Raw genomic sequence first — 17,164 nt, 5'->3', positions numbered from 1 at the left:
CATTGATTAGCCACTTCATTTAGAAAAGTTTAAAGAACTTATCGTCTCGCCCTTGAAGAAGAAGGTTTAGTATCGCTTGAATTGCTACTGTTGCTAGAACTACTACTTGAACTGTTATTCGAACTAGTACTTGAGCTGGAAGGAGTTGGCAGTGTGCTAACGATACTTGACCAAGCGTTTTGATAATCTGATTCGTTTCCTCCAATAGCAAAGTGATAGCTTGTTGTAGGAGCTCCCGCTTTATTAGCCCAATAGCTCGTTACAGTAGAACCTGAAAGATCCACTGTTTTTCCATTAACAGATACTTTGCCCGGCTTTTGCCCCGTAGACCTGAGGACCTGAGATTGGGTCACACTAGAATCAAGACTAAAGCGTTCATTGCCCCAAACACCAGGCTCAGCCTGTTGGATAGCATTGACCAAGTAAGCCATATATTTGGCATTTCGATAATGCCCAGCCCCCTTAGCCATTGGGCGGTTGTCATCATGCCCTAGCCAACCACCTAGAGTCAATCTTGGTGTTGACAGCATGAGCCACATGTTTTCATCTTCATTGGTTGTACCAGTCTTACCAATCCAGTCTGCACGAGCTAAGCTTGAATTGATAGAAGCCAAATCCGTTTGGAAACTTGAAGTGATCCGAGATGAAATCACCTCACGAAGCAAACTCTGCATAATTGTTGCCGTTGCCTTCGAGTACACTTGAACTGGTTTGTCTTGGAATTCATAAATTGCTCTACCGTCAGATGATTCAATCTTAGAAATCACATGTTTCTGATGGTAGACACCATTATTGGCAATTGTTTGATAACCATTGGTATGCTGGGCAACTGTGACTTCAATCCCACCACCCATAGGCAGACTTTCGATACCGTACTCCGGAATCTCGTAACCCATTTTCTCCATGTAACCCTTGACATCTACACCCTTCTCACGAAGCATACGATAGGTCCAATAGGCTGGGATATTCCACGAATAGTTCAAGGCTTCACCCAAAGTCATCATGCCTGTACCTGGACTGTTTACATACATGATAGGATTTCCATTAGAGAATTTTGTCGGATAATTGGACAAGATACTAGCGCTTCCCATCAAACCTTGGTCAATGGCAATCCCGTAGGCCAACAAAGGCTTGGTTGTAGAGGCTGGCGAGCGCTTAGTGTCAAAGGCGTGATTGTTTTGGTTAGTCTGGTAATTACGACCACCAACAAAGCCTAGAACAGCCCCCGTTTTATTGTCCATCAAAACATTCCCTACTTCAGGCTGCCCAGTCGCATCATCTACCAAACGACCGTAGTTAGCAACTGCATTTTGCATGGCAGTATGGATTTTTTTATTGATTGTTGTCGTGATTTTATAGCCACCGTTACTTAACTCCTGCTCAGCTCGTTCATGATAGGCCTTTTGAACCGCTTCCTTTTTCAACTCCTGACTAGAGACATTGTCCTGTTGAACTAAATAATCATACATACGGTCTGTCGCTTCAGCCATAGCCGTAAAGTAAAGATAATCTCTCGAAACAGCATTGACAGTTCCTGATGGCAAGAAATCTTGTTTGAGATTATAATCCTTGTACTGGTCGTATTCTTCCTGAGTCAGAGCACCCGTACGGTACATGTTGTAGAGAACATCCTTGCCCCGCTTCAAACCAAGTTTTAAGTCTTCATCACTCTTTAACTCTCCAGTATTTTCATAAGGGGAATAAGTAATCGGACTCTGTGGCAAACCTGCTAAGAAAGCGGCTTGAGGAATACTCAACTTGTTGGCATCGATACCGAAAATCCCTTCAGCAGCTTGCTGAGCACCTGCAATATTCTGTCCTTTATGATTTCGACCAAAGGGAGCGACATTGAGATAAGTGGTCAAGATTTCATCCTTGCTCATACTGCGTTCCAAGGCAAGGGCATCGACAATTTCTGTAGCCTTACGAGCCAAAGTCGGAGCATCTCCGACCACTTGTTGCTTGATTAACTGTTGGGTCAAGGTCGAGCCCCCGCTAGATGAACCCAAACCTGCAAAGGTTCCCAAAGTCGCCCGAATCACAGCTTTTGGCACAACCCCGTTATGTTCAAGAAAATGTTCGTCCTCAGTAGCAACGATAGCCTTTTTGAGATTGTCTGATATCTCCTCAGATGAAACAGAAGTTCGCAGTAGGTCGCTCTCGATAGAAGCAATGACACTCCCATCTGCATAAACAATTTCTGAGATGGAAGAAATATTTTTAACCTGCTTGACCAAGTCCTCCGATTGGGGAACCTTGGCCTTGTCAAACAAAGCAACTCCATAACCAAGAGCTACACCAGCACCAAAAAGCCCACCGATAAAGCCTAGAATAAAGAGAGTATTCAAAATTCCTTTGATAACAACTAAAATGCTACCTAGGATAGCCAGAACTTTCCCACCTGTCCCATCCGACTGCTTCTCTTCTGAGACTTTCTCTGATTTTTTATGATTTATTTTTGATTTTACTAGCTGGAAAAATTCCAGCATTTTTTGTTTTAATTCATTTAATTGATTTTGCATGGATTTCCTCACTCTATCTATTATACCATAAAAGGTAAACTTTCAATAAAATAGCCACTTTCTTCCCTATTCTACTAGGCTATTGCCCAAGTTTGTGATACAATAGGTAGAAACAATATTTTTAAAAAGGAGAAAAGACACATGCACATTTTTGATGAGCTAAAAGAGCGTGGTTTGATTTTTCAAACGACTGATGAAGAAGCTTTGCGTAAAGCCCTAGAAGAAGGTCAAGTTTCTTATTATACTGGCTACGATCCAACTGCTGACAGCCTTCACCTAGGCCACCTTGTCGCAATCTTGACAAGTCGTCGCTTGCAACTAGCAGGCCACAAACCTTATGCGCTCGTTGGCGGTGCTACAGGTCTCATCGGAGATCCGTCCTTCAAAGATGCTGAACGTAGTCTCCAAACAAAAGACACAGTAGATGGCTGGGTCAAGTCTATCCAAGGACAACTTTCTCGTTTTCTTGACTTTGAAAATGGTGAAAACAAGGCTGTCATGGTCAACAACTACGACTGGTTTGGCAGCATCAGCTTCATTGACTTCCTCCGTGATATCGGAAAATACTTTACTGTCAACTACATGATGAGCAAGGAGTCTGTGAAAAAACGGATTGAAACAGGAATTTCATACACTGAGTTTGCTTACCAAATCATGCAAGGTTACGACTTCTTCGTCCTTAACCAAGACCACAACGTAACGCTTCAAATCGGTGGTTCTGACCAGTGGGGAAATATGACAGCTGGTACCGAATTACTTCGTCGTAAGGCTGACAAGACTGGCCATGTTATCACTGTTCCACTGATCACAGATGCAACTGGTAAGAAATTTGGTAAATCAGAAGGAAACGCAGTCTGGCTCAATCCTGAAAAGACTTCCCCATATGAAATGTACCAATTCTGGATGAACGTTATGGACGCTGACGCTGTTCGCTTCTTGAAGATCTTTACTTTCTTGTCACTTGATGAGATTGAAGACATTCGTAAACAATTTGAAGCAGCGCCACACGAACGCTTGGCTCAAAAAATTCTCGCTCGTGAAGTCGTGACTCTTGTTCACGGAGAAGAAGCTTACAAAGAAGCCCTCAACATCACTGAACAACTCTTTGCAGGAAACATCAAAAACCTTTCTGTTAAAGAACTCAAACAAGGACTTCGTGGAGTGCCAAACTACCAAGTTCAAGCAGATGAAAACCACAATATCGTGGAACTGCTCGTCTCATCTGGTGTAGTTAACTCAAAACGCCAAGCCCGTGAAGACGTCCAAAACGGAGCTATCTACGTCAACGGCGACCGCATCCAAGACCTTGACTATGTCTTGAGTGACGCAGATAAGTTAGAGAACGAACTGACCGTTATCCGCCGTGGGAAGAAAAAATACTTTGTATTGACTTACTAAACTGTTCAACATTGATCTATAAATAAAGGAGTTAACCTCGAGAAAGGTAACTCCTTTTTGTTGTTGATAAGCACATCTATCTAGGCTTAATAGACAGACTACGTAGGACTATGCGCAAGGTTGTTAGATTATGTAAGATAGAGAGATTTGAAGGACTGAGCCAATTAAACAAGCCAAAGCCAATCAAACTACTATTTACGACAACGGTATCTTGAATATTCTTCTTGATGAGTGTTTGCAAAGATGATGATAGCCAATCCAACTCTTGGAAGAAATCCAAGCGATTATCTAACAATAAGATATCGCTCATCTGCTTAGAAATGTCTGCACTCTCATTCATCACCACACCGATATCTGATAGGGTTAGAGCCGCTGAGTCATTCAACCCATCCCCAACCATCAAAATAGTGTGACCTGCTTTCTGCAGTTCCTCTACTAACTCAAATTTTCCATCAGGTTTCAAGTCTGTATAGACCTGATCAAAGGGCAAATCTTTGACTAATTCCTCTGTTCTAACCAAGGTGTCCCCTGTTGCCAGAATCAATTTTTTCCCTTGTGCCTTAAGTTTCTCCAAGGCTGCTTTTGCTTCTTTTCTCAAAGGAGTATGAATACAGAACATTCCAATCAATTCATTCTGATAAGCCAAGAATAAGAGATTATAGTGACTCTTGTACTCTTCAATTAAAGCATTTTGTTCTGAACTGATATGAATTTGCTCATCCTGCATCAAAACATAATTCCCAATAAGAACTGGTTGCCCATCTATATGAGATTTGATCCCCTTGCTTGCGATATATTGGAGTTTCCCATGCATTTCCTCATGTTCAATCCCCTCTATCTCAGCTTGCTTGACGATGGCATTAGCAATAGGATGATAAATGTGTTCCTCAAGACAGGCACTGATTCTGAGAATATCTTCCTCACTATAGTCCCCAAAAGGTAACACCTTTTCAACTATCGGATAGCTAGTTGTGATTGTTCCCGTCTTATCAAACAAGAAAGTATCAACTTCCAGATATTTCTCCAGAACATCCCCATCCTTAATCACCATTTCACGATTCAACCCCTCCTTGATAGCTGTTAAATAAGCTACAGGAGTAGAGATTTTCAAAGCGCAGGAGAAATCGACCAATAGGAAAGAAATAGCCTTAGAAAAAGAACCTGTTAATAGGTAAGTCAGACCAGCCCCCAAGAAATTATATTTGACGACCTTGTCCGCCATTTTGATGAAATAGCGTTGTTTCGTTTTCTTGTTTTCTTCAGATTTCTTCATCAACTCAATCAGCTGTAAAATCCGGCTGTTCATCTGATTATCGGTTACACGAATGCGCAACTCTCCAGTTTCTAATACTGTATTTGCACAAACCAAATCAGACTCTCTTTTTTCAACTGGAAAACTCTCTCCTGTCAAAGAACTTTCGTTGACCATACCTAAACCTGAAACTACTTGTCCATCAAACAGAATTTCATTCCCTTGAGATAAGACCAAGACATCTCCTATTTGAACATCAGAACTCTTGATACTAACAACCGTATCGCCCTGTACTAGGAATACATCGCTCTCTTTTGCAAGAAGACTCTGTTCTAAATCCGTTGCAGTTTTTTTCAAGGACCACTGATCTAAATGATTCCCCAAATCAAGCATAAACATGATATTGCTAGCTGTCTTGGATTGGTTCATAAACAAGGACAATAAAATCGCCGAACAGTCCAAGACCTCCATCGTTAGTTCCTTACGCGCTAGTGTTTGATAGGCTTCTCTAATATAGCCAAAAGCCTGATAACAAGTCCATATATAGCGAATAGGATACGGCACAAAACTACGAAAAAGTATACGCTTAATCGCTGCACCTGAAACAATAGAATAAGCACTCTCTTCTCTACGAATGGGAAGAGTCATCAACTCAGAAACTTTCCCTTTATCAATTCTTTTTAAAAAGGCTTCTGCATTATCTAATACAGAAAAGCCTTCTTTTATACGTAGAGTAAAGTGCTGTTGATCCATGTAAAACTGGATAGACTCAATCCCCTTTTCATCTCTCGCCAAGGAACGAAGATAGTCTTGAATATCCAAGGTGAGTGAAAAAGAAGATGATAGTCGGATATGTTGGTATCCTCTATGTAGCACTTTAAAAGACATATTATTCTCCTATAAGGCTATCTAATTGCTCTTCTTTTTTCTCTTGCTCGTACAAATATTTGGCATCTTGCAAGACATCGTCTCCATGTTGTTTCACAACAGAAACAGATGCATCTAGCCCGTCTTTCAACTTGTAAGCCTTAGCCAAAGCTTTAGAATAACCTTTTTTAGCTTCCTTACTTGCTAAGATTTTCAAGCCAAGGGTACCAAATGCGACACCACCCAAAAAGAGTGATGATTTTTTCGCAACTTTTGCAACGGTTAATACTTCTTTTAACATACTTATTTCCTCCTTATCATTATTATATAGAAATTTAGATATAAAAGCAATTTTATTCTATAAATTGGAGAATTAGTTTTATTTCTACTGAATCTCCCATCTACTTATTCCTAAAGTTGCTTTCATTTGCCTCTTTTGATACACTTAAACTATGAATACAAATCTCAAACCCAAACTTCAACGTTTTGCTTCTGCTACTGCCTTTGCCTGTCCCATCTGTCAAGAAAAGCTACCTCTAGTAGCTAGCAGTCTCAAGTGTAGCAATCACCATTCTTTTGATCTGTCAAAATTCGGCTATGTCAATCTGGCACCTCAAATCAAGCAATCTGCCAACTACGACAAGGAAAACTTCCAAAATCGCCAGCAAATCCTAGAAGCTGGATTTTATCAAGCTATTCTAGAGGCTGTATCTGATTTACTTTCAAACTCAAAAAATGCCAAAACAATTTTAGATATCGGTTGTGGTGAAGGTTTCTATTCTCGTAAACTCCAAGAAAGCCATCCTGACAAAACCTTCTATGCCTTCGACATTTCCAAAGATTCCGTCCAAATCGCTGCCAAGAGCGAACCCAACTGGGCAGTCAATTGGTTCGTTGGTGACTTGGCACGACTTCCTATAAAAGACGCCAGTATGGATATCCTGCTTGATATCTTCTCACCTGCCAACTATGGAGAATTTCGTCGCGTTTTATCCAAAGACGGTATCTTGATAAAGGTTATTCCAACTAAAAATCACCTCAAGGAAATCCGTCAGAAGGTACAAGACCAGCTGACAAACAAGGACTATTCCAACCAAGATATCAAAAATCATTTCCAAGATCACTTTACCATCCTATCTAGTCAAACTGCCTCACTAACCCAGTCTATCACAGCAAAGCAGCTCCAAGCCCTACTCAGTATGACTCCTCTCCTCTTTCACATCGACCAGAGCAAGATTGACTGGAGCCAACTGACAGAGATTACCATTGAAGCAGAGATTTTGGTTGGGAGAGAACTATAATTGACACAAAAAACCGCATTTCAAGAAGATCTGCGGTTTTAAATTTCAATTTTTAAACTATCTATCCCAAAAGTCTAAAACATTTAAAGCTTTTAGCTTCTCCATTTATTTTCGATTCGAAATAAAAAACTTATCAATAAATAGCAAGTGAAATAAGGCAAGTGTAATTCCCGATAAGCACCCATGATAAGAGATTTCTTGATGGGTAAGGGGGTAAAGATTACTATTACCCGCCAAGAGGCATGTTAAAATAACAAATAAAATCCAAAATAAATCAGTCCATTTATATTTTGAAAAATATTTTTTCCACATAAAAACACCTTCTTTCCTACAATTATATTATAATACTTTGTGTAAGCGAATACAAGGGATATGAGGTAATCATCTACAAAGAAATAGAAGGCTGAAGACAGTAAAAACCAGCATTTTAAGCGCTGGTTTACTGTTTTAAACTAGGTTTCTTACAAGCTTACTAACACTTAACTTTTAAAAAAGTTAGTTTTTGAAGCGCTTGGATAAATAGAATTTATAAAACAGAAAAAACTAAAAAGAATGTAGGGAAATAAACCCTACATTCTTAAAATAGCTTAGTACATAAATGACAATGCTGTCGCCGCCATCAATATTGCAAGAACTATTTTCCAAATTTTTTTATTTTTTCCAAAAATCTTATCAGGTAACAAGCTTATTACAAGAAAGGTAATAAACAACACCAATTTAAGTGTATGTATCATAAGAACACCTTCTTTCCTACAATCATATTATAATACTTTGTGTAAGTGAATACAAGAGATATGAGGTAATCAACTACGAAGAAGCATGAGGTTGAAAGACAGTAAAACCAACTTTTTAAACGTTCAATGTGTCTATGATTTCTCTCTTTTTAAGACAAGATTGGCTCAAATCCATAGCATTCAAAAAAGCGAATTTCAATCGAAATTCGCTTTATAGGAAAGTGTATTAGTCTAAATCTTGTATCTTATACTCAATGAAAATCAAAGAGCAAACTAGGAAGCTAGCCGCAGGCTGTACTTGAGTACGGCAAGGCAACGCTGACGTGGTTTGAAGAGATTTTCGAAGAGTATTAATTCAAGTGCCAGATATCTTCGTTATACTGAGCGATTGTACGGTCAGATGAGAAGAATCCTGCTTTAGAAATGTTAACGATAACTTTATCCAACCATGCGTCACGGTCTTCGTAGTCAGCCAACATTTGCTCTTTGACTTTGATGTAGTCTTCCAAGTCAAGAAGAGTCATGAACCAGTCTTTGTTGATCAATTCCTTGTAAAGACGTTCCAAGCGCTCTTTGTTTCCAGCTGCAAGAACTGCATCGCTAACGATGAAGTCAACCAATGGTTTGATAGCTTTACGGGCGTAGAATTCGCTTGATTTGTAAGCTGCTTTTGCGTAAAGGTCGATAACAGTTTCTGAATCTTCACCAAAGATGTAGATGTTTTCGTCGCCAACCAACTCAGCGATTTCCACGTTAGCACCGTCCATAGTACCAAGTGTCAAAGCTCCGTTCAACATGAATTTCATGTTACCAGTACCTGAAGCTTCTTTAGAAGCAAGTGAGATTTGTTCTGAGATATCACATGCTGGGATAAGGAAGCTTGCTGCAGTAACGTTGTAGTTTTCAACCATAACTACTTGCAGGTGTGGAGCTACTGCTGGATCGTTAGCAATAACTTCTGACATGCAAAGGATCAAGTGGATGATGTCTTGAGCAATTGTGTAGGCTGGAGCTGCTTTACCACCAAAGAAGATTGTGATTGGGCGAGCAGGGATGTTCCCAGCTTTGATGTCAAGATATTTGTGGATTACGTACAAAGCGTTCATTTGTTGGCGTTTGTACTCGTGAAGACGTTTGATTTGGATATCAAAGATAGAGTTTGGATTGATTTCCACACCTTGGTGTTCTTTCAAGTGACGAGCCAATTTACGTTTGTTGTGAGCCTTGATGCTTTCCAATTTTTCTTTGACAGCTGCTTTGTCTTCATAAGACAAGAGTTTTTCAAGCTCATCTGCTTCATGGTGCCAACCTTCTCCAAGAATCTCATCCAAGTAGTGAGACAAGCTTGGGTTAGCATGCATGAGCCAACGACGGAAAGTGATACCGTTTGTTTTGTTGTTGAATTTTTCTGGGTAAAGGTCGTAGAAAGCTTTCAACTCAGAGTTCTTCAAGATTTCAGTGTGAAGTGCTGCTACTCCGTTAACACTGTATCCGTAGTGGATATCCATGTGAGCCATGTGAACACGTCCACTCTCGTCAATAATTTGAACAGCTGGATCTTTCACTTCTGCTTTCACACGACGGTCCAATTCTTCGATGATTGGTACCAAGTGAGGAACCACTTCTTGCAAGAATTCAAGAGGCCATTTTTCAAGGGCTTCAGCAAGGATTGTGTGGTTAGTGTAGGCAGTCATGCTACGAACGATTGAGATTGCTTCATCAAGATCGATACCACGAGCAGTCAAAAGACGGATCAATTCAGGGATGACCATTGATGGGTGAGTATCGTTGATTTGTACAACTGCATAATCAGCAAGGTCATGCAAGTTGCTTCCTTTTTCGATTGCTTCGTCGATGATCAATTGCGCACCGTTTGAAACCATGAAGTATTGTTGGAAGATACGGAGCAATTCACCTTGACGGTCACTATCATCTGGGTAAAGGAAAAGAGTCAAGTTGCGAGCGATATCTGTCTTGTCAAAGTTGATACCGTCTTTAATGATTGAAGAATCAACTGAATCCAAATCAAACAAACGCAAGCGGTTCTTAGTTTCTGTCTTGTAACCAGGTACATCGATATCGTAAAGAGTTGATGTCAATGTGAAGTGAGCAAATGGCACTTGGTAGCTACGGCTTGAGCGAACCAACCAGTTTTGCTCTGTCAACCATGCGTTTGGAATTGTTTCTTGTTGGTTATTTTTAAGAACTTGTTGGAAAAGACCGTAGTGGTAGTTAAGACCAACACCGTCACCGTTCAAACCAAGAGTAGCAATTGAATCGATAAAGCAGGCAGCCAAACGTCCCAAACCACCATTACCAAGAGATGGTTCCAATTCAACTTCTTCAACTTCGATCAAGTCTTTACCTGCAGCTGCAAGTTCTTTTTTAACATCGTCGTAAAGACCAAGATTGATCAAGTTGTTTGACAAAAGTTTACCAATCAAGAACTCAGCTGAGATGTAGTAAACTTTTTTCTTACCAGTGTTAACTGGTTTTTGACTACTTGCAAGCTTGCTGTAGTTAAGAAGAGCCAGGTAAAGCTCTTCATTGCTACATTCTGCAATGGTTTTATTGTAACGATTTTGTACAAATTCTTGTAGTGATAACATGTTTAAGGTGTCTCCTGATATTGTATTATTTCTTTAATTCTACCAAATTTTCATTGATTCGGCGATAGATTGTTGTCAAGTCAAGCAAGCCTTCCTCGACAGCTGGTGTCAATTGATCTTCAGTCATACGCCAAGACCAGTTTCCACCAAGGGTAGATGGGAAGTTCATACGAGCTGCCTCATCCAATTCTAGCAAATCTTGCATAGTTGCAATTGCCATGAAGCTAACTGATGAAAAGACTGTACGAAGCATAGCATGTGGCACTGTTTCGTATTCTTTACGGTTAGTGTAGCGAGCCATGTATTCACGAGTCGCATCATCGATCTCGTTACGGTACCAACCAAGGACCGTATTGTTATCGTGTGTTCCTGTGTACATAACTGAGTTAGCAGGTGCCAAGTGTGGGCTATCGATGCTTTCGTCTTCTGGGTTGAAAGCAAATTGAAGAATCTTCATTCCTGGGAAGCCAGTACGTTCACGCAATTCGATAACTTCGTCTGTCATGAAACCAAGGTCTTCTGCGATGATGTTTAGCTCACCAAGCTCTTCCTTAACGGCTGCAAAAAGCTTGTAGCCAGGACCTTTCACCCACTCACCAGGTGCTGCTGTATCGGAACCAGCAGGGATTTCCCAGTAAGATTCGAAACCACGGAAGTGGTCGATACGAACGATGTCGTAGATTTTGAAGCTTTCACGCAAGCGTTCAATCCACCATTTGTAGCCGTCTTTGTCCATTGCTTCCCAGTCATAGATTGGGTTACCCCAAAGCTGACCAGTTGCAGAAAACTCATCTGGTGGGCATCCTGCGATGCAAGTCGCCTTACCGTTGACATCTGTCTTGAAGAGATGTGGATTTGCCCACATATCGCTTGAATCTTCCGCTACATAGATTGGCATGTCCCCAACGATTTCGATGTAGTTGTCGTTAGCGTAAGCTTTCAATTTCAACCATTGTTGGAAGAAGAAGTATTGAGTCACACGGTGGTAAACCAACTTGTCTGCCAATTGCTCACGGTAGCTTTCAAGTGCTGAAGCTTTACGAGCACGAGCATCTGCATCTGGCCATTCAGTCCAAGCAAGATTGTCAAAATGCTCTTTGATAGCCATATACTCTGCAAAGAGTTCAAGCCATGATTGGTTGTCTTGAGCGAATTTCTCAAAATCCTTAACATCTCCTACTTCCAAGAAACGTTTTACCGCTTTTTCTAAAAGAGGACGACGTGCATAGTAGATTTTCGCATAATCAACTTCAGACGCATCACTACCAAAGTCAACCCCTTCAAGGTCACTTGCTTGCAACAAGCCTTGTTCCACCAAGATATCTAAATCGATAAAATGAGTGTTCCCTGCGAAGGCTGAGAAAGATTGGTAAGGAGAGTCTCCGTAACTAGTTGTTCCTAGTGGAAGGATTTGCCAGTAACGTTGTTTTGTGCGAACCAAGAAATCAACGAAGTCGTAAGCACTTTTACCAAATGATCCGATTCCGTATGCTCCTGGAAGAGAAGAAATGTGCATCAACACACCACTTTGACGTTTTTTCATAATAAGCACCTCATGTGTTTATAGTTAGATATTACATTTTTATGAACGCAAACGTTTGCGCTATTACTAGTATAGCTTATTTTCTTGATAAATGCAAGCGGTTTTAAATAACTTTTTTGATTATTTTTTTTAAATTTTTTCTTCTTACTTGTATATATATCCTTTCAGGAAACAAACAAAATAGGAATAAGGGTTTCACTTACCTTATTAAGCAAAAATAAAGTGAGAATCCTCTCTGCTTTCCATTTGTAAATTAGGCAATCGTTTTCTCAACTTTTTTTAAATTTAAAACAAAACCAATTTTTGGGATTTTCTACTATTATATGATGATGAAGCGTTTACTTTTTTTACAATTTTTTTAAAAATTTTTACAAAAAACACTTGCAACCGCTTTCTGATTGTGTTATACTAGTCCCATAAAGGAAAACGTTTGCGTTTCCTCATTATAAAATTTGTTATTCTTTAGGAGGAATACACTATGTCATCTAAATTCATGAAGAGCGCTGCTGTGCTTGGAACTGCTACACTTGCTAGCTTGCTTTTGGTAGCTTGCGGAAGCAAAACTGCTGATAAGCCTGCTGATTCTGGTTCATCTGAAGCCAAAGAACTCACTTTCTACGTTGAAGACCAATATAAAGCCTTTGCTGAATCAGCTGCAAAAGCTTACGAAAAAGAAGCTGGCGTAAAAGTTACCATCAAAACAGGAGACCAAATGGGTGGGCTTGACAAACTTTCTCTTGACAACCAATCAGGTCAAGCTGCTGACGTTATGATGGCTCCATACGACCGTGTAGGTAGCCTTGGTACTGACGGACAACTTTCAGAAGTTAAATTGAGCGACGGCGCTAAAACAGATGATAAAACTAAATCTCTTGTAACAGCTGCTGATGGTAAAGTTTACGGTGCTCCTGCTGTTATCGAGTCACTTGTTATGTACTACAACAAAGACTTGGTAAAAGAAGCTCCAAAAACTTTTGCTGACTTAGAAAACCTTGCTAAAGATAGCAAATATGCCTTCGCTGGAGAAGATGGAAAAACTTCTGCTTTCCTAGCTGACTGGACAAACTTCTACTATGCATATGGACTTCTTGCTGGTAACGGTGCTTACGTATTCGGACAAAACGGTAAAGACGCCAAAGATATCGGTCTTGCAAACGACGGTTCTATCGCAGGTATCAACTACGCTAAATCTTGGTATGAAAAATGGCCTAAAGGTATGCAAGATACTGAAGGTGCTGGCAACTTAATCCAAACTCAATTCCAAGAAGGTAAAACAGCTGCTATCATCGACGGACCTTGGAAAGCTCAAGCCTTTAAAGATGCTAAAGTAAACTACGGTGTTGCAACTATCCCAACTCTTCCAAATGGAAAAGAATATGCTGCATTCGGTGGTGGTAAAGCTTGGATCATCCCATCAAGCACTAAGAACCTTGAAGGCGCTCAAAAATTTGTAGACTTCCTTGTTTCAACTGAAGAACAAAAAGCCTTCTACGATACAACTAACGAAATCCCAGCTAACACTGAAGCTCGTACATATGCTGAAGGTAAAAATGATGAGTTGACAACAGCTGTTATCAAACAGTTCAAGAACGCTCAACCAATGCCAAACATCTCTCAAATGTCTGCAGTTTGGGATCCAGCGAAAACTATGCTCTTTGATGCTGTAAGTGGTAAGAAAGATGCGAAAACAGCTGCTAACGACGCTGTAACATTGATCAAAGAAACAATCAAACAAAAATTTGGTGAATAAAAAATTTGTTCAAGGGGGGTGGAAATCAAATCCCCCTTTGAATTTATCAATCAAAAACATATATAGTTTAGGTTTTAATTAGAAACCAGTATCCTATGAAAGGAGTTATTATGGAAAAGCAACAACCTAGTAAAGCAGCTCTGCTGTCTATCATTCCTGGGTTAGGACAGATTTACAATAAACAAAAAGCCAAAGGTTTTATCTTCCTTGGTGTAACCATCGTATTCGTCCTTTACTTCCTAGCACTTGCAGCCCCTGAATTGAGCAATCTCATCACTCTTGGTGACAAACCAGGTCGTGATAATTCCCTCTTTATGCTGATTCGTGGTGCCTTCCATTTAATCTTTGTAGTTGTTTATGTACTCTTTTATTTCGCAAATATCAAAGACGCACATACAACTGCCAAACACATTAACAATGGCATACCAGTAGCACTTACCTTTAAAGAAATGGTCAAAGGAATCTATGAAAATGGCTTCCCTTACCTCTTAATCATTCCATCTTACATTGCCATGACTTTTGCGATTATCTTCCCAGTTATCGTAACCTTGATGATCGCCTTTACCAACTACGACTTCCAACACTTGCCACCAAACAAATTGTTGGACTGGGTTGGTTTGACCAACTTTACAAACATTTGGAGCTTGAGTACCTTCCGTTCTGCCTTTGGTGCCGTCCTTTCTTGGACTATCATCTGGGCTTTATCTGCCTCAACTTTACAGATCGTCATTGGTATCTTCACAGCTATCATTGCTAACCAACCATTTATCAAAGGAAAACGTATCTTCGGTGTTATTTTCCTTCTTCCTTGGGCTGTCCCAGCCTTCATCACTATCCTGACATTCTCAAACATGTTTAACGATAGTGTTGGTGCTATCAACACTCAAGTATTGCCAATCTTGGCTAAATTCCTTCCTTTCCTTGATGGTGCTCTTATTCCTTGGAAAACAGACCCAACTTGGACTAAGATTGCCTTGATTATGATGCAAGGTTGGCTTGGATTCCCATATATCTACGTTTTGACCTTGGGTATCTTGCAATCTATTCCTAACGACCTTTACGAAGCAGCTTATATTGACGGTGCTAATGCTTGGCAAAAATTCCGCAACATCACTTTCCCAATGATCTTGGCTGTTGCTGCACCTACTTTGATTAGCCAATACACCTTCAACTTTAACAACTTCTCTATCATGTACCTCTTCAATGGTGGAGGTCCTGGTAGTGTCGGAGGGGGAGCTGGTTCAACTGATATCTTGATCTCATGGATCTACCGTTTGACAACAGGTACATCTCCTCAATACTCAATGGCGGCTGCTGTTACCTTGATTATCTCTATCATTGTCATCTCAATCTCTATGATCGCATTCAAGAAACTACACGCATTTGATATGGAGGACGTCTAAGATGAATAACTCAATTAAACTCAAACGTAGACTGACTCAAACCCTTACTTACCTCTACTTGATTGGTCTATCAATCGTCATTATCTATCCACTGTTGATTACCATCATGTCAGCCTTTAAAGCAGGTAACGTCGCAGCCTTTAAACTTGATACTAACATCGACTTCAATTTTGATAACTTTAAAGGACTCTTTACTGAAACTCTATACGGTACTTGGTATCTCAATACCTTGATCATCGCCTTGGTTACCATGGCGGTTCAAACAAGTATCATCGTACTTGCTGGTTATGCCTACAGCCGTTACAACTTCTTGGCTCGTAAACAAAGTTTGGTCTTCTTCTTGATTATCCAAATGGTGCCAACCATGGCCGCTTTGACAGCCTTCTTCGTTATGGCGCTTATGTTGAACGCCCTTAACCACAGCTGGTTCCTCATCTTCCTATACGTTGGTGGTGGTATCCCGATGAATGCTTGGCTCATGAAAGGCTACTTCGATACAGTGCCAATGTCTCTAGACGAATCTGCAAAACTAGACGGTGCAGGACACTTCCGTCGCTTCTGGCAAATTGTTCTTCCACTTGTTCGCCCAATGGTTGCCGTACAAGCTCTCTGGGCCTTCATGGGACCTTTCGGGGACTACATCCTCTCTAGTTTCTTGCTTCGTGAGAAAGAATACTTTACTGTTGCCGTTGGTCTCCAAACCTTCGTCAACAATGCGAAGAACTTGAAGATTGCCTACTTCTCAGCAGGTGCTATCCTCATCGCCCTTCCAATCTGTATTCTCTTCTTCTTCCTACAAAAGAACTTTGTTTCAGGACTTACAAGTGGTGGCGACAAGGGATAATATATCCCCGCCACCCTTTTCTTATTGCTACAAAATATATACTAACAACAAGCAATTTATCCCCTAGACTTGAAATAAAGCACATTTCTCTATATAATAATACTCATATAGAAAACACCTTTTAGAAAGATACCTATGCTTCCATATCCATTTTCCTATTTTTCAAGTATTTGGGGATTTCGTAAGCCCCTGTCCAAACGTTTCGGGCTCAACTGGTTTCAACTGCTCTTTACCAGTATCTTCCTTATCAGCTTGTCCATGGTACCCATTGCCATCCAAAACAGCTCACAGGAGACTTATCCGCTAGAAACCTTTATCGATAATGTCTATGAACCTCTGACAGATGAAGTTGTCCAGGATCTCTCTGAACACGCTACAATTGTTGATGGTAATTTAACTTATACAGGCACAGCTAGTCAAGCGCCTTCTCTTGTGATTGGTCCAAGCCAAAGCAAGGAATTACCTAAAGACTTGCAACTGCATTTCGATACAAAAGAACTGGTCATCAGCAAGGAAAGCAAGGAGCTGACCCGCATTTCTTACCGAGCTATTCAGACTGAGAGTTTCAAAAGCAAGGACAGCTTGACTCAAGCGATTTCTAAAGACTGGTACCAACAAAATCGTGTCTATATCAGTCTCTTCCTAGTTCTCGGTGCTAGCTTCCTCTTTGGTTTAAATTTCTTTATCGTTTCTCTAGGAGCTAGTCTTCTCCTTTATATCACTAAGAAATCACGCCTCTTTTCATTTAGAACCTTTAAAGAGTGCTACCATTTTATCTTGAACTGTTTAGGATTACCAACTCTGATTACGCTTATTTTGGGCTTGTTTGGCCAAAATATGACAACTCTGATTACCGTACAAAACATTCTTTTTGTTCTATATCTGGTCACTATCTTTTATAAAACGCATTTCCGTGATCCAGATTACCATAAATAGGAGAT

General features: G+C 40.3%; 12 protein-coding genes. 6 read left to right on the top strand and 6 right to left on the bottom strand.

From position 1 onward, the window contains the following. Positions 1-38 precede the first annotated feature (38 nt). The gene (gene pbp1b, locus TZ90_RS00790; protein ID WP_045610946.1) at positions 39-2,522 is read right to left on the bottom strand and encodes a penicillin-binding protein PBP1B; all 2,484 of its coding nucleotides are present in this window, start codon (positions 2,520-2,522) and stop codon (positions 39-41) included. A 141-nt stretch (positions 2,523-2,663) separates the two neighbouring features. Here pbp1b and tyrS point away from each other — a divergent pair, with 141 nt between their 5' ends. Then, on the top strand, positions 2,664-3,920 hold the full coding sequence (gene tyrS / locus TZ90_RS00785) for a tyrosine--tRNA ligase (protein ID WP_033687988.1): 1,257 nt from the start codon (positions 2,664-2,666) through the stop codon (positions 3,918-3,920). A 76-nt stretch (positions 3,921-3,996) separates the two neighbouring features. On the opposite strand, the gene TZ90_RS00780 is transcribed toward tyrS, so the two are convergent. Both TZ90_RS00780 and TZ90_RS00775 read right to left on the bottom strand, forming a co-directional pair. After that, a complete protein-coding gene (locus TZ90_RS00780) occupies positions 3,997-6,060 on the bottom strand; it encodes a heavy metal translocating P-type ATPase (protein ID WP_045610944.1) in 2,064 nt (687 codons plus the stop codon). A 1-nt stretch (position 6,061) separates the two neighbouring features. After that, the gene (locus tag TZ90_RS00775; protein ID WP_000910910.1) at positions 6,062-6,340 is read right to left on the bottom strand and encodes a DUF6110 family protein; all 279 of its coding nucleotides are present in this window, start codon (positions 6,338-6,340) and stop codon (positions 6,062-6,064) included. 151 nt (positions 6,341-6,491) lie between these two features. On the opposite strand from TZ90_RS00775, the gene TZ90_RS00770 reads away from it, so the two are divergent. Beyond that, entirely contained in the window at positions 6,492-7,340 is an 849-nt protein-coding gene (locus tag TZ90_RS00770; RefSeq protein WP_045610942.1) for a methyltransferase domain-containing protein, read from the top strand. Between the two features lie 105 nt (positions 7,341-7,445). Here TZ90_RS00770 and TZ90_RS10460 read toward each other — a convergent pair whose 3' ends face one another. The 3 genes from TZ90_RS10460 to malQ form a co-directional block, all read right to left on the bottom strand. Next, on the bottom strand, positions 7,446-7,652 hold the full coding sequence (locus TZ90_RS10460) for a hypothetical protein (RefSeq protein ID WP_000265676.1): 207 nt from the start codon (positions 7,650-7,652) through the stop codon (positions 7,446-7,448). Between the two features lie 772 nt (positions 7,653-8,424). Further along, entirely contained in the window at positions 8,425-10,683 is a 2,259-nt protein-coding gene (gene glgP / locus TZ90_RS00755) for a glycogen/starch/alpha-glucan family phosphorylase (RefSeq protein WP_045610939.1), read from the bottom strand. A 25-nt stretch (positions 10,684-10,708) separates the two neighbouring features. Further along, the gene (gene malQ / locus TZ90_RS00750) at positions 10,709-12,226 is read right to left on the bottom strand and encodes a 4-alpha-glucanotransferase (protein WP_045610937.1); all 1,518 of its coding nucleotides are present in this window, start codon (positions 12,224-12,226) and stop codon (positions 10,709-10,711) included. 478 nt (positions 12,227-12,704) lie between these two features. On the opposite strand from malQ, the gene TZ90_RS00745 reads away from it, so the two are divergent. The 4 genes from TZ90_RS00745 (at position 12,705) to TZ90_RS00730 (ending at position 17,159) form a co-directional block, all read left to right on the top strand. Next, entirely contained in the window at positions 12,705-13,976 is a 1,272-nt protein-coding gene (locus TZ90_RS00745) for an extracellular solute-binding protein (RefSeq protein WP_023947615.1), read from the top strand. Between the two features lie 110 nt (positions 13,977-14,086). Further along, positions 14,087-15,379 (top strand): sugar ABC transporter permease, encoded by a 1,293-nt coding sequence (locus tag TZ90_RS00740; RefSeq protein ID WP_031237127.1) that lies wholly within the window; start codon positions 14,087-14,089, stop codon positions 15,377-15,379. A 1-nt stretch (position 15,380) separates the two neighbouring features. Further along, entirely contained in the window at positions 15,381-16,223 is an 843-nt protein-coding gene (locus tag TZ90_RS00735) for a sugar ABC transporter permease (protein WP_001065642.1), read from the top strand. 135 nt (positions 16,224-16,358) lie between these two features. Further along, positions 16,359-17,159: a DUF1189 domain-containing protein gene (locus TZ90_RS00730; RefSeq protein WP_023944002.1), complete on the top strand. Its 801-nt coding sequence runs from the start codon at positions 16,359-16,361 to the stop codon at positions 17,157-17,159. Positions 17,160-17,164 lie beyond the last annotated feature (5 nt).

Origin of the sequence: Streptococcus mitis (assembly GCF_000960005.1) — a bacterium.
GTDB lineage: Bacteria > Bacillota > Bacilli > Lactobacillales > Streptococcaceae > Streptococcus > Streptococcus mitis_CK.
Note: the sequence above shows the minus strand (reverse complement) of the source record. Positions and strands in the feature narration are given on the sequence as shown.